Source organism: Gaetbulibacter jejuensis (assembly GCF_039524015.1).
GTDB classification, from domain to species: Bacteria; Bacteroidota; Bacteroidia; order Flavobacteriales; family Flavobacteriaceae; genus Gaetbulibacter_B; species Gaetbulibacter_B jejuensis.
In genome coordinates this window covers 1244297-1258276 of sequence record NZ_BAAAGF010000001.1, presented here as the reverse complement: position 1 = coordinate 1258276, position 13980 = coordinate 1244297, and the positions used below count along the sequence as shown (strand labels likewise).

General features: G+C 32.8%; 14 protein-coding genes. 3 read left to right on the top strand and 11 right to left on the bottom strand.

The features are described 5' to 3' along the window. Window positions 1-5: 5 nt before the first annotated feature. Both ABD011_RS05475 and ABD011_RS05470 read right to left on the bottom strand, forming a co-directional pair. Window positions 6-686 carry a uracil-DNA glycosylase family protein gene (locus ABD011_RS05475; protein WP_343796435.1) on the bottom strand — a complete coding sequence of 227 codons (681 nt, stop codon included), beginning with the start codon at window positions 684-686 and terminating at the stop codon, window positions 6-8. Next, window positions 687-1370 (bottom strand): hypothetical protein, encoded by a 684-nt coding sequence (locus ABD011_RS05470; RefSeq protein ID WP_343796433.1) that lies wholly within the window; start codon window positions 1368-1370, stop codon window positions 687-689. A gap of 119 nt (window positions 1371-1489) precedes the next feature. On the opposite strand from ABD011_RS05470, the gene ABD011_RS05465 reads away from it, so the two are divergent. Then, window positions 1490-1621: a 30S ribosomal protein THX gene (locus tag ABD011_RS05465; RefSeq protein WP_129759151.1), complete on the top strand. Its 132-nt coding sequence runs from the start codon at window positions 1490-1492 to the stop codon at window positions 1619-1621. On the opposite strand, the gene yaaA is transcribed toward ABD011_RS05465, so the two are convergent. From yaaA to ABD011_RS05450, 3 genes are all read right to left on the bottom strand, one after another. Next, window positions 1622-2380: a peroxide stress protein YaaA gene (gene yaaA, locus ABD011_RS05460; protein WP_343796431.1), complete on the bottom strand. Its 759-nt coding sequence runs from the start codon at window positions 2378-2380 to the stop codon at window positions 1622-1624. It lies immediately after the preceding gene. Between the two features lie 129 nt (window positions 2381-2509). Beyond that, the gene (locus ABD011_RS05455) at window positions 2510-3547 is read right to left on the bottom strand and encodes an RluA family pseudouridine synthase (protein WP_343796429.1); all 1038 of its coding nucleotides are present in this window, start codon (window positions 3545-3547) and stop codon (window positions 2510-2512) included. 2 nt (window positions 3548-3549) lie between these two features. Further along, window positions 3550-4107 carry a PASTA domain-containing protein gene (locus tag ABD011_RS05450; protein WP_129759155.1) on the bottom strand — a complete coding sequence of 186 codons (558 nt, stop codon included), beginning with the start codon at window positions 4105-4107 and terminating at the stop codon, window positions 3550-3552. 163 nt (window positions 4108-4270) lie between these two features. Here ABD011_RS05450 and ABD011_RS05445 point away from each other — a divergent pair, with 163 nt between their 5' ends. Then, complete coding sequence (locus tag ABD011_RS05445; protein WP_343796426.1) at window positions 4271-5245, top strand: D-alanine--D-alanine ligase; 975 nt, start codon at window positions 4271-4273, stop codon at window positions 5243-5245. An 18-nt stretch (window positions 5246-5263) separates the two neighbouring features. After that, a complete protein-coding gene (coaD, locus tag ABD011_RS05440; RefSeq protein ID WP_129759157.1) occupies window positions 5264-5719 on the top strand; it encodes a pantetheine-phosphate adenylyltransferase in 456 nt (151 codons plus the stop codon). On the opposite strand, the gene ABD011_RS05435 is transcribed toward coaD, so the two are convergent. The 6 genes from ABD011_RS05435 to ABD011_RS05410 all read right to left on the bottom strand — a co-directional run bounded on the left by ABD011_RS05435 (window position 5712) and on the right by ABD011_RS05410 (window position 13972). Further along, complete coding sequence (locus ABD011_RS05435) at window positions 5712-6362, bottom strand: response regulator (protein ID WP_134198732.1); 651 nt, start codon at window positions 6360-6362, stop codon at window positions 5712-5714. The two genes, coaD and ABD011_RS05435, sit on opposite strands and share 8 nt — an antisense overlap. 64 nt (window positions 6363-6426) lie before the next feature. Then, entirely contained in the window at window positions 6427-8301 is a 1875-nt protein-coding gene (locus ABD011_RS05430) for a tetratricopeptide repeat-containing sensor histidine kinase (protein ID WP_343796422.1), read from the bottom strand. A 38-nt stretch (window positions 8302-8339) separates the two neighbouring features. Beyond that, complete coding sequence (locus tag ABD011_RS05425) at window positions 8340-10283, bottom strand: tetratricopeptide repeat-containing sensor histidine kinase (RefSeq protein WP_343796420.1); 1944 nt, start codon at window positions 10281-10283, stop codon at window positions 8340-8342. A 203-nt stretch (window positions 10284-10486) separates the two neighbouring features. Beyond that, window positions 10487-12397: an outer membrane protein assembly factor BamB family protein gene (locus ABD011_RS05420; RefSeq protein WP_343796418.1), complete on the bottom strand. Its 1911-nt coding sequence runs from the start codon at window positions 12395-12397 to the stop codon at window positions 10487-10489. Between the two features lie 11 nt (window positions 12398-12408). Continuing rightward, window positions 12409-12942: a DUF6252 domain-containing protein gene (locus ABD011_RS05415; RefSeq protein WP_131505868.1), complete on the bottom strand. Its 534-nt coding sequence runs from the start codon at window positions 12940-12942 to the stop codon at window positions 12409-12411. 79 nt (window positions 12943-13021) lie between these two features. Next, window positions 13022-13972 (bottom strand): GSCFA domain-containing protein, encoded by a 951-nt coding sequence (locus tag ABD011_RS05410; RefSeq protein ID WP_343796416.1) that lies wholly within the window; start codon window positions 13970-13972, stop codon window positions 13022-13024. Between the last annotated feature and the right edge of the window lie 8 nt (window positions 13973-13980).

Below are 13980 nucleotides of genomic sequence, written 5' to 3'. Positions count from 1 at the left end.
ACTCCCTAAAAAAACTCACTATACTGCATAACCCTAAAATCAAAAGTATTAAAATCAGGATTTTTAGCTTTTAACTGTTTATACAATGGCAATCTACTTATCGAAATATTTGCTGCTCCTGACCCAGAAGTCAAGGACACGGTTTTTATTTTTCGAGTAGCTTCAGTAGGTTTCTTCCCTTCTATCGGAATAACAAACTCGTGTATTCTTGGAACTTCGTTAGTCACCACTTTCAACTTAATATTATAGTCTTTAATGTGTTTTCTAAAAAAATATTCTGGTCCATTTTTACTGTTTCCGCCTGTAAACAGTAAGGTATCAATAGTTGGGTATTGCTTAATGTAGCCAATAAGATCTCGCAACACAATGTTAGTCATTCCCAAATCGGAAGCATCAACCTTCTTTCGTTCTGCACTTTCAACAATATCACAAACACCTATTTTATGCTGTATTAAAAAGCGTTTACGTTCTTCAATAGCCTCTTGCGAATTATCGTATCGTAAATTCAAATTATGAATTTTATCAATAAACAACCACAAGCTATTGTAATAGCTGCCGTAACAAAAGTCTACATCTTTTTCTAGCAACTCACCTGTTGAAAATCTTGGTGGTGGTAATGTGCCTACAATTAACTTTGTAGTGTCATTTTGAATAAAAGGTTGGTATGGATGTTTATGAAAAAACAACTATGCTTTGCTTAAATAGTCCTTAACTTTATTTATGGTTGCCCTGTAAATTCTTCGGTTAGGTTTGGTCATATGTTGTGACTCTGCGTTAATATCATTTAAAATATCGTAAGCAGCATCATTTTTTTGTTGACTCAATAAAAATTCAGCCAATACCAAGCGCTCGTTGTAATGGGAATAACGCTGGTTTATTACTTTCATATTGGTTTCAGCTTCATCAATTCTGTTAAGCTTTTCAAGGCATAATCCGTAAGTAAATTGCGAAATGGTATTAACAAACTCTTGGTGGTCTTTTATTGTTTCAGCAATCTCAATTGCTTTTTCATACTCTTGTGCGTAGTAATAACTTTCTAACAGCTTCTTTTTTACAAATATGTTGCTTTGCGATTTATCTTCAAGCAACTGTTCATAATGTAGACTAGCATTTGAGTAATCAGATATTTCAAAATAAGCATCAGCTAAATTTAATCTATTTTGATAAGTATCAGAAAATTGAAGTTTGCTTTCTAAATCCCTAACTTTTTTTGTTGGGTTGATAATAGACGTAATATCACTAGCTACTTTTTCGGCATCTCTTTTATTATAAACATTACTAATTAAATAAACTGCACAACCTATTACTGGAACAAAAATGATAAGAAACACCCAGTAATATTCATTTTTATGTTTGAAAACGTGATACACACAAAAAAATTGAATAGCCAATATTAAATAGTAAACCATATAGAATTGAGAGGATTATCGATTGCTTGACTAAAGTATAAAAAATTTGTATTTTACTGTAGTAACCAATAATAATAAACATGGGAAAAGGTGATAAAAAAACACGACGCGGAAAAATACACAGAGGGTCTTCAGGTGTTAGACGCCAAAAAATAAAAAAACGTCCAACTACTGAGCAAAAAATAAATATTGACAAAAAAGCTAAGGCCTGATTATCTTATAAATACCAAGTCGTTTTTAGTAGACATGCTTTCGCTAAAGCCATAACCTTCGTAGTTAAACCCTTTAAGGTCGTCAATGGTTTTGGAATTGGTATCTACAATATATCGTGTCATATAACCTCTGGCAAGTTTAGCAAAAGTCATAATGGTTTTGTATTCGCCATTTTTTAAATCCTTAAAACTGGCAGTAATTACAGTAACTTTTAATGCTTTGGTATCAATAGCTTTAAAATACTCGTTACTCGCTAAATTTAAGAACACCTCATCGTCTTGCAGCTCGTCATTGAGTGCTTGAGTAACTTTCTTTTTCCAGAACTCGTATAAGTTTTTGTTTTTTCCTACTGGAAATTTAGTTCCCATTTCTAAACGGTAAGGTTGAATTAAATCCAATGGTTTTAAAACACCATAGAGTCCTGAAATAATGCGAACTGTGTCTTCTAAAGTATCTAACTTACTACTTTCAATAGTGTAAGCGTCTAAGCCTCTATACACATCACCACTAAAAGCATAAACAGCTTGTCTTGCATTGTCTTTTGTAAATGGCAAGCTCCAGTCTTGATTACGCTCGTAGTTTAATTGCCCAAGATTATCAGAGATATTCATAAGCTTTGACAAACTTTTAGCCGACTTCTTTTTAAGCAACTTATTAAGGCGTTCAGCTTCGTTTAAAAAACAAGCTTCAGTAGTTTTTGTTGTGGGAAGTTTACTTTCGTAATCTAAAGATTTTGCTGGTGATAAAACGAGTTTCATAATCATTTCCTGCGAAAGCAGGAATCTCTTTAAAAGTTAAACAATAGTTCTTTTTCAAAGTTACAATTACCTAGTTATAAAATCAACTTTAGGTTTTATTCTTTTCAATAAAACTATTGAGAAAACTTATTACAATTCTTGATGCTTGGAGTAGTTACGCCATTTTTCAACACACAGCTGCATGTCTTCAGGAATTTCGGTATTAAAACGTAAAAACTCTCCAGTTTTAGGATGCTCAAACCCAAGTGTTTTAGCATGTAGTGCTTGTCGTGGCAATACTTTAAAACAGTTTTCCACAAACTGCTTGTATTTATTGAAGGTTGTTCCTTTTAGTATTTTTTCGCCACCATAACGTTCGTCATTAAACAGTGTATGTCCAATGTGTTTCATGTGCACTCGAATTTGGTGTGTACGTCCAGTTTCTAACTTACAAGACACTAAAGTTACATAACCTAAACGCTCAATTACTTTGTAATGAGTTACTGCTGGCTTGCCTTTATCGGCATCATCACCTTCAAAAACGGTGTTTTGCAGTCTGTTTTTTGGATGACGACCAATATTACCTTCTACAGTACCTGAATCCTCATCAACATTTCCCCAAACCAAAGCCACATATTCGCGCTCACTGGTTTTATCAAAAAACTGCTTAGACAAATGCGTCATAGCCTCTTCAGTTTTTGCAACCACTAGAAGTCCGCTAGTATCTTTATCGATACGATGCACTAATCCAGGACGATTACTAGAATTGTTTGGTAAGTTATCAAAATGATAGGTTAAAGCGTTTATTAAAGTCCCTGAATAGTTACCATGACCAGGATGCACAACCATTCCTGCAGGTTTATTAACTACCAATAGCTCGTCATCTTCATAAACAATATCCAACGGAATATTCTCAGGCGTTAACAAATACTCATAAGGAGGATGCTCAAAAAGCACTCTGATTTTATCAAATGGTTTTACCTTGTAATTTTGCTTTACAGGAGTATCATTAACGTAAATACTTCCGTTTTTTGCAGCAGTTTGAATTTTATTGCGTGTTGCGTTTTCAATAAAATTCATTAAATATTTATCTATACGAAGTGGTTGCTGACCTTTTTCAGCGGTAAACGAATAATGTTCGTACAACTCATCATCATTGTCGTCTATTGAAGTATCGTGATCTGCCATGTTTAGTTTGATCGGTTACCATTACCTAAAACCAAATCAATTTTTGTGGTTAGTGGTAATAAATCTCCAGCTTTAAGAGTTTCTCCTTCATATTTTACAGCAATCACCTCATCTTTACCAAGGTCATCAACATAAGTGATTTTTCCTACTTCAAACCCTAATGCTTCTAGAGTTGGTTTGGCTTGTCTAAAAGTACGTCTTACAATATTTGGGACTGCAACCTTACGATAACCTGATGGATTTAAAATAAGATAGATTTTTCGGTTTTCTTTAACCTGAGTACCTGCTAAAGGATATTGCTCAATAACTGAATATTTAGGATAATTAGGATTGTAGTTAGCCGAATCCTGAATTTCCATTTGCAAGTCATTATCACCTAATTCTATTTGAACGGTTTCTAAAGTCTTACCTTTTAAATCTGGCACTTCTACAAACTCACCATGGTTGGTGTAACTTTTCAGCCATTGTAATATTAAAAACGATAATACTACAAGAGCAACGATAGCCAGTGCAATTTGTTTTAAAAATGCTTTACTGGTAAGAAACTTTACTAAACTCATAAATGGAAATTAGATTATGACAAATATATAAAAACTCAAAGGTTTTTTCTTTTGCTTTAATGTGCTATTTTAGCTTAACTATTATTAGTTACGTTTTATTGTTTGTTTCGGATTATCGAGTGATTATTAATTAACAGCAATTCCTGTGAACACAGGACTTTATATGAAAAAAAATATTGCCATTATAATGGGAGGATATTCTAGCGAGTATGAAATATCCTTAAAAAGCGGTCAAGTGGTTTATGAAACTCTAGACACTTCAAAATACAACGCTTACAGAATACATATTTTTAAGCACAAATGGGTTTATGTTAATGACAATGATGTAGAATTTCCTATTGACAGAAATGACTTTTCGATTACTCTTGAAGACAAGAAAATAACTTTTGATTGTGTGTTTAATGCTATTCATGGCACTCCTGGTGAAGATGGCTACATGCAAGGATATCTTGAGTTGTTAAACATTCCGCATACTAGTTGTGGCATGTATCAAGCCGCATTAACATTTAACAAACGTGACTGTTTAAGCACCTTAAAACCTTACGGAATTAAAACCGCAACGTCCTATTACCTCAACCAAGGAGATGCAGTTAATGAAAACGACATTGTCAACAAAGTTGGCTTACCTTGTTTTGTAAAAGCAAATAAAGCTGGTAGTAGTTTTGGGATTACTAAAGTCTATAAAAAAGAAGATATAAAAAACGCTCTTGATGTCGCTTTTAAAGAAGATGACGAAGTAATTATTGAATCGTTTTTAGATGGCACTGAAGTTTCGGTTGGTGTGATTACTTACAAAGGAGAAGTAACCGTTTTACCGATTACTGAAATTGTGAGCAACAATGATTTTTTTGATTACAAAGCAAAATATTTGGGTGAATCGCAAGAAATAACTCCTGCCAGATTAAGCAAAACACAAGAAGAAAAGGTTAATACAGTTGCTAAACAGGTGTATACCATTTTGAAGCTAAAAGGGTTTAGCCGAAGCGAATATATTTTTAAAGATGGAGAACCTCATCTTTTAGAAGTTAACACAGTACCTGGTTTAACTAAAGCCAGCATATTACCTCAGCAAGCTGCAACAGCAGGAATAAGCTTAAGCGCTCTTTTTGAAAATGCTATTGAAGAGGCTTTGAAATAAAATCTGTAATTTTACATTATGAAACGCGCAATCTTTCCAGGGTCTTTTGATCCAATTACTTTAGGACATTACGATATTATTAAACGTGGTGTAAAGCTTTTTGATGAAGTAGTTGTAGCTATTGGTATTAATGCTGATAAAAACTATATGTTTTCTCTTGAAGAACGTAAAGCCTTTATTGAAAATGCGTTTAAAGATGAACCTAAAGTGTCTGTAGTAACTTATGAAGGTTTAACTATAGAATTCTGTAAAAAGATTGATGCTCAATTTATTTTACGTGGTTTACGTAATCCTGCTGATTTTGAGTTTGAAAAAGCAATAGCACATACCAACCGTAAACTTTCTAAAATTGAAACCGTTTTCTTGCTTACTGCTGCAAAAACATCGTTTATTTCGTCTTCAATTGTTAGAGATGTTATTCGCAATAATGGTGATTACACTGTTTTAGTACCTGATAGTGTAAACATTAAATAAGGTTATTTTTCTTTGCTTTTTGTACCGCTTCAAGTTTATTATGCACTTGTAGCTTTTTGTAAATATTTTCAATATGCTTTCTTACAGTACCTGTTGAAAGAATTAAGTTTTCAGCAATTTGCACGTAATTCAATCCTTTGCTCAAGTGCTCTAACACTTCAGTCTCTCTTGCAGTAAGTTTAATATCTTCTTTATCCTTTTCGTTTTCAATACTCATAGGATTTCGAAGTAATTTCAAGGTTTTTAGTGCTATTGAAGGATTCATAGCTGCGCCTCCATTTAATGTTTCAAGAATACCACTATGTAAATCTTTAGCATTAATTTCTTTTAGCAAATAGCCATCAGCTCCTGCTTTTATGGCATTGAAAATGTTTTCATCATTATCAAAAACAGTAAGCATAATGATTTTTATATGAGGATATTTTTGCTTGACTATTTCAGTAGTTTCAATACCATTAAGCACTGGCATTTCAATATCCATAAGGATTAAATCAAGATTGTGATTGCTTTCCAATTTAGATAATAAATCAGAACCATTCATTGCTGAAAATTTAAAATTCAAGTCCTCAAAAAAAGACAGCTTCTCTTTTACTGCATTTATTAAAAATGTGTTGTCGTCAACTATGGCTATTTTAATGTTCATTGGCTGGTATTTTTATAAAAATAGTAAACGTATTGAATTTCACCTATACGATACATGACGTATATTACATCTGTAACCTAATTACCGTTCCGTTACCTTCTGCAGAGGTTACAGTTAACTCTCCATCAATTTCATGAGCGCGTTTTTTCATATTATTGAGTCCATTACCAAGTTCAACTTTTTGAGCATCAAACCCTTTTCCGTTATCAGAAACTTGAACTAAAAGTTTATCATCTACCTGATTTACCTCAACCGTTATTTTAGTCGCTTCAGCATATTTTATAGCATTATTAACTGACTCTTGAATGATACGATAAATATTCATCCCTTCAACTGAAGTAAACTGTAAGTCATCATTAATGTGTTCTCCTTTATTAAAATTAAATTCAATACCTTCTGAAGCGATATGTGCTTTATCAATAAAATTTGAAATTCTAGATTGTAAATCTTCAATAGATATTTCATTTTTATTCATTGCCCAAATAGTATCGCGTAACTCATAAATGGTTGATGAGGTAAATGTGCTTATACTTTTAAGCTTATCGCCTAATTTTTCTGGTAGTTTAAATCCGTATTTTAAATTGTCTAAAGATGAAATGATAAACGTTAATTGCGCTCCAATGTTATCGTGTAAATCTCTTGAAATTCGTAGTCTTTGGTCTTGAAGCTTACTTTGAGTTTCAATTTTTGCCAAAGCATCTTTAAGCTGGTTTTCGCGAAGCAACTGTCGGTTTTTTATTTTTTGCTGACTGTACACTAAGTAACCCAAAAGCGAGAGTACAATTGCTAATGCCACTAAACCTAAAATGTAGTTGTTCTTTTTACTTAAATCGAGTTCTTTTTCGGCTAAATCAGCACGTTGCGACAAGATTTCTTTTTCCTTCTTTTCAGTTTGATATTGAATTTCCAATTCGGCAACCTTACCATTGGTTTCAATATTTAAAATACTGTCTCTAAACAAAGTGAAACTTTTGTAATACTCTAAGGCTTTTTGAGGTTGTTTTTTAGCTTCGTAATATTGAGAGTAATTGTGTAACGCTGTTTCTATATCTGTTGCCGATTTTGCTTTTCTTGTATAATAGTAACCACTATCTAGATACACTTTAGCTTCTTCCAAACGATTGTTTTCAATAAGCACATCAGCAATATTATTGTAAGTGGCACCAATTCCTGTTTGGTTGCCTATAGCACGCTCTGCCTTTACTGATTTATTAAAATACAATAGAGCAGAGTCTATTTCTTCTAAATAATAATACACTGCTCCAACATTGTTGGTGGATTCCGCAATTCCTTTTTGACTGTTCAGGTCTTCTTCAAGCTTCAAGGAGGCTTTAAAATAATCAAGTGATTTTAGCAAGTCACCATCATTAGCATAAATAATAGCAATACTATTGTAGACCTCAGACATTCCTTTTTTATTGTCTTCAGCCTCAAAAATATCTTTGGCTTTAAGATGATTTTCAATAGCTTGTTGGTTCATTCCAAGGTAGCTATATACTGTTCCTATATTGTTTGTTACAGTTGCTCTATGCGAATCCATGCTTTTAGCATCGTAGATTTTAAGCGCTTCTACATAAGCTGCTAAAGCATCTTCATACAATCCTAAATTACGATTACACGCACCAACATTGTTATAGGCTGAAGCAATGATTATAGAATCTGTTGAAGTTTCCAAAGCAGCAGTTGACAGTAATTTAGCTTCAGTGAATAGTCCTAAATCTCGTTTTACAATTCCTAAGTTATTTTTGCTTAATGCAATGTTGTTAACTACTTTATTTTTTTCAGAAATTGTCAATGCCTTTTCCAATAACTCAATTGACTTTTGAGGATTGGTTTTATACATATCCATTGCTGAGTCATTAAGTACTGCTACATTGTTTTGAGAAAAACCAATAGAGAAATAAAGAATACCAAAAACTGTCAGCCAAAATGTTTTCATATTATAAAGTAGTTGGTTGATTTGTTTAAAGTTAGAAATTAATTTGGGAACGTAAGTGATATTGTTGTGCCTTCATTTAATTTAGAATCAATTGAAAACTCACCTCCTAAATCATTAACACGTTTTTTCATGTTTGTTAAACCGTTTCCTTTTTCGATAGTGTTGAGATCAAAACCTTTTCCGTTATCAATTATTGATAGTTTGTGGTTCTTAGGTTTGTCTATACTAATTTCAATTTTAGTTGCCTTAGCATGTTTTATGGCATTATGTACAGCTTCTTGAACGACTCTATGAATTCCTATTCCTGTTACCGAAGAAAACGACTTTTCAATATCAACTTTATTAGAAACATTAATATTGAACTCTATTTCCTGCGACGCAAATCTTGCTTTATCCTTGTAATTTGTAATTCGTAAAATAAGGTCTTCAATTGTTATCTCTTCCTTATTCATTGCCCAAATAGTATCGCGCAACTCATAGATGGTTTCTGAGGTGAAATTGCTAATGCTTTCTAGTCGTTTGTTTAGGGTTTCATCTTTAATATCAAAACCATACTTAAGATTGTCAATAGAAGAAATTATAAAGGTAAGCTGCGCACCAATATTATCATGTAAATCTCTTGAAATTCTCAAACGTTGTTCTTGAAGCTTATTTTGAGTTTCAATTTTTATCAACGCATCTTTGAGTTCATTTTCTTTTTTTAGCTGCTTGTTTTTAAGTTTTTGCTGATTGAAAAATAAGTATCCTATCAACCCTAAAACTACTGCTAAGCAAACCACTCCATAAAGTTGATAGTTTTGTTTTTGAATAGTTAATTTATGCTCTGCAAGTTCAGCACGTTGTATCAGTATTTCTTTTTCCTTTTTTTCGGTGTCATATTTCACTTCTAAATCAGCAATAGCTTGAGCATTCTTTTCAGAAAAAATAGAGTCTTTTAAAATTCTAAATTTATGAGTGTGCTCTCGTGCTTTTTTAAAATTTCGAAGCATGTAATAACTCTCAGCTGTATTTAAGTTAAGATCTCCTGAATTGGCTTTTATTTGAGGATATTTCTGAATCAGTTTAAATCCTTTTTCAGCATAACCCAAAGCGGTTTGTGGTTCATTAATTTCGTTATACAACGCTGTTAAATTGGAGTATGTTGATAATTCAGACGCTTCATCAGACTCAAAACCTTCAGGCTTATCCAAAGCTTGTAAATAGGTTTTGATAGCCAAATCATAGTTATTATTTTCATTATAGGCATTTGCAAGGTTATCTAACAACCTGTAATACTCTATAAGGTTATTAGTGCGTTTTGCTATTACTAATCCTTTTTTATATGTCATTATAGCTTCATCAATGCGTCCTAAATCTTTTAGGTTGATGCCAATGTTATTTAATGACGTAATCTGGTCATTTTCTAAGTTATGCTCTTCTCGAATTTTTAATGCCTTTTCATGATAACTCAATGCCTTTTCATTAAGATTCATTTCTTGATATATAAGACCTATATTGTTAAGGTATGTATGACTTTGTTTTTCATCGCCAATGACATCATTCATTCTTAAAGCATCAAAAAAGAACCTCAATGCGTCATCATATTCGCTTCTGTTCCAATGAAACATTCCTAAATTATTAATGCACATGACTTCAATATTTTTGAAGTTGTGTTCATGACTTAAATCTAACGCTTTAGTGAAGTAGTATTTAGCTGAATCGGACTTACCAGTGACATCCATATAGATACCATGTGTATTTGTTAATTCGGCTAAACCAAAATTAAACCCACTCTCTTTGGCTTGCGTTTTCCCTTCGGTAATGACTTGAAGTGCTTTATCAGAATCGTTGAATATATAACTAAATCCAATCTTATTAAACGTCCTGATTCTTACTGAATCATTCTTTATTTCTTTAGCAGCTGTAAGTAAGCTATCTAAGTTTTGCGAATAGGTATAAGATGACTGAAATATGAATAGAAGTGCGACTAAAAGTATCCTCATTTTTGACAATAAAAAAAGCATCAGAAAATACCTGTCCTTACCAGATAATATAACTGACGCCTTTTTAAAAAATTGATTAATAGCATTACGAATATATAACATATTGAAGTTCATCATCTTTTTTTTCGATAAGAAGCAATTAAAAAAGATTAAGCGTAATCCTACAAAAATTACGCTCAATCAGGAAATCTCAACAACAAGATTTAATTATTAAGATTGTAAGCATAAATCGTTTTATCATTGGCTTTATAGAAAAGAAACCCTCCAAATTCATCTACTTCATACTCAGGCTTTTTGTCGTTTAAAACAATTTCTTTATCTGTATTACCAGTGTCTTTATTTACTTTAACTAACCCAACACCATTATCTAATTTAGTTAAAATAAACTGTGCATTTTCGGTGGCTGCAGTTGATTTAAATCTAGTAGATAAATAGTCAAAAGAAGCTCCTGCTATTCCAGCAAACATATCGGCAGCTCTTTTAGCTTCTTTACCATAATCGTTATAGCTATCAAGGTCATTTACACTACCAAAAGCACTTCTATTAGCACCAGCTTTCATACTCATAGAAACTGTCATTGCTGTAGATGCCACTGCTGTAATACCTCCTACAATTTTACCAAAGGTGCTTCTTCCAGGTGATTTATGGTAAGTGTGATAATTTTCATTTCCGTCAAATGCTAAAGAGGTCATATTTTGACTTGATGACAAAAAGACACCAGTATCTCTTATTTCCATATGATTAGGATCTTCTTTTTCTTCAAAATCGCATTTAGCAAGATCACTAACTTCACCTGAATTTGCATCAACAGCCATGATTTTTCCATCAGCAGCAATTAAATATCTGTCATTTTTAGCATCAAAGGTTGATGCTACTGAAGCTGCTCTTTTATATTTTAACGGCTTACCCCAAACCTCTTCTCCTGTTTCTAAATTCACAATATTGGCGTCTTCACCTGTAATATATAGTAACCCTTGTGGTGTGTGTGCCATTACCATAATATTTTCTCCTGTTTTAAGAGGCTTTTTGAAAAGGGGTTTGCCGTCAAATGAAATTTTATTGATACCTCCTGATTCTATTCCGAATAAAATACCATCTTCCATTATGTAAAAATGTTGAACGTATCCTTTTGTTTTTGGTGCTTTATCCCATAAATCTTCTCCAGTAGCAGCACTAAACATGGTTATTTTTGATTCTGATTTTGCACCTAAAGCTCCTGTGCCTCCTGCTACATCACTAACTACAGCTAGACCTTGAGGTAGAATTTCAAAGTTGGTAACAATACCTTTTACTTTTCTATCGTCTTCCCAAAGTTCAGCTCCATTACTTCCAATTTTATGGATTCTGGTGTTTTTTCCATTTGTAGTAGTTTCAAAACCATAAATTTCTTTTTCAGTTTCATCGGCAACCATCCAATTAACACCTTTTATTTTAGTTTGCCATAAATCTTCACCTGAATGCGATTTAGCAATAAGTCCTTGAGCTGTTGGTATAATTAAAGAGTTCTTTAAAAGTAAAGGCGTTCCTGTAACACTAAAGTCTTTTGCAATTCCTACTCTACCTGGTTTATCTAAAAAGAAACTATAGTCTAGCTTAGAAGTGTTAAGATCGTATACTGCTACTTTAGGAGTCATTTTTTCAAACTTATCGCCTATTTTCTGAATACCACTAACTACTAGTTTGTTTTGTGGCAACATAACATTACAAGTATAAATTTGATTCCAGCTATCATCATCAGAATTGAAAATCACTTTACCTTGAACATAATCTATCACTGCTCTTTTGGTTTTAGACAATCCTGCAAAACCCGAAGTCGCTCCTTGAGATACGACTATATATGGTGAACCTGGAATAAAATCAGTCTCTTCTGGTTTTAGCTTTCCAAAATTATTAAAGGTAAAAACTGGTTGGCTTTCTGTTGGTTTTATCCCTACTAAACCATCATTTGTTGCCACTACCAATACACCTCCAATAGTCAATGTCATTTCATTAATCTTAGCTCCTAAGTCATAACTTTGACTTGGTGCTTCTGCTTTTTGCGCATTAGCAAAGGTTACACTAACTAATAGTGCAACCAATACTAAGCTCTTAAATTGAATTAATAGCGTTTTCATAACTAAAACAATTACTGTACTTGCTTATTTAAATTAAAAGCACCATCTGAAATCATTTTTACAGATTGATCTCCATTAACATTCTTACCTGAAAATTCGAATGTTCCAATTATTTTAGTTTCAGTTTCTTCAGAAACAGACAGTGTTCCTGCAAGCGTATCATCATAAGGTGCTTGCCAAAGCTCTGTTGTTGAGTTCTGAGGATTGTTTAAGTCTACATCAGTTTCAGAATATGAAGCAGTATTAAAAACTGTAGTAGCACCTGTAAATTCATAAGTTCCTACACCTTCATATCCCCAAATTGAAAATGAAAATGCTTTACCATCACTATTAGTTGCTATAATAATAAGGTTATTACCATTATTTGCAACAGTTGCAGAAGAAGAAATTTCTAAAGACTGCCAAGAACTACCATCTATTTTTGCTGATAAAGTTCCTGATGCAGCTCCACCACCACTTCCGCCATCGTCATCACTTGAACATGAAGTTAATCCTACCATGGCTGTTACCATGATTAATAACATAAATTTTCTTAAATCTTTCATTGTTGAATATTTTTAATTAATAACTGATTCAAAAATGCAACTTTAAGAAACTGAAAGAAATACGTAATATGTCGTATATTTAAAATACGATATGCGAAAAAGACTGCTGTAACTGGTTTTGCTTGTCTTTTAATGATTGAAGAAATGCCTTATGGCTATTAGAGTTTGGATTAAACGGTCTGTGCTGAAGGCCTTTTTGTATCACATCAACCTCGTTTAATGTTTTATGAGCCTTTTCTGAAATCCAAACCTGTTTGAATTTTTCCCAAATGTAATTTACTGCTACATCATTTGGATGTAACATATCGGCTTTATAAAAACGATAGTCGCGAAGTTCGTCCAGCATAATTTCATACGAAGGGAAATAATACTGCTGCTTTCTTGGTTCAACAACTTGATGAATAGCTGCAACTAAATGCGCTTTGCTTTGCGTGTTCTCAACAAAACCATCTTTAATATGTCGCACAGGAGACACCGTAAAAATTACTGACGCTTTAGGATTAACGCTTTTTATTAAAGCCACTATAGCTTGTAATGATTCTGAAATTTCATCAACCGTTAGCAGCTCTTTTGTAAATTGTTTTTGTGGTACTTTATGGCAATTGGCAACAACAACATCTGATGCTGTATGTCTATAAACCCAAGCAGTTCCTAATGTTATAATAACATGTGTTGCTTGGTGTATTTGTTGATTTGTTGACTGAACAGCATTGTTCAATGCATGTAACAAATCATCTTTATTATCACTACTTAACTTGGAATGCGCTTCATAACAATGCCATTGTTCGTTATGAAAAAAGATATCTTCTTCGGTGTACGTTTTAGAATTAATTGCATTAGCTACCAAACGTTCAATGGCTAGCGGATGAAATAAAATACCAAATGGATTTTGAAAATTCTGAAGCTTAAAATAGTTAAACTTCTCTCCTATATTCTCAACAAAACAAGACCCAAACAGCGCTATTTTAGAATGATAATCTATTTGATTATGCGGCTCTGATTGTAACGGTATTTGGGTTTGTAGTTTCATAATGAATT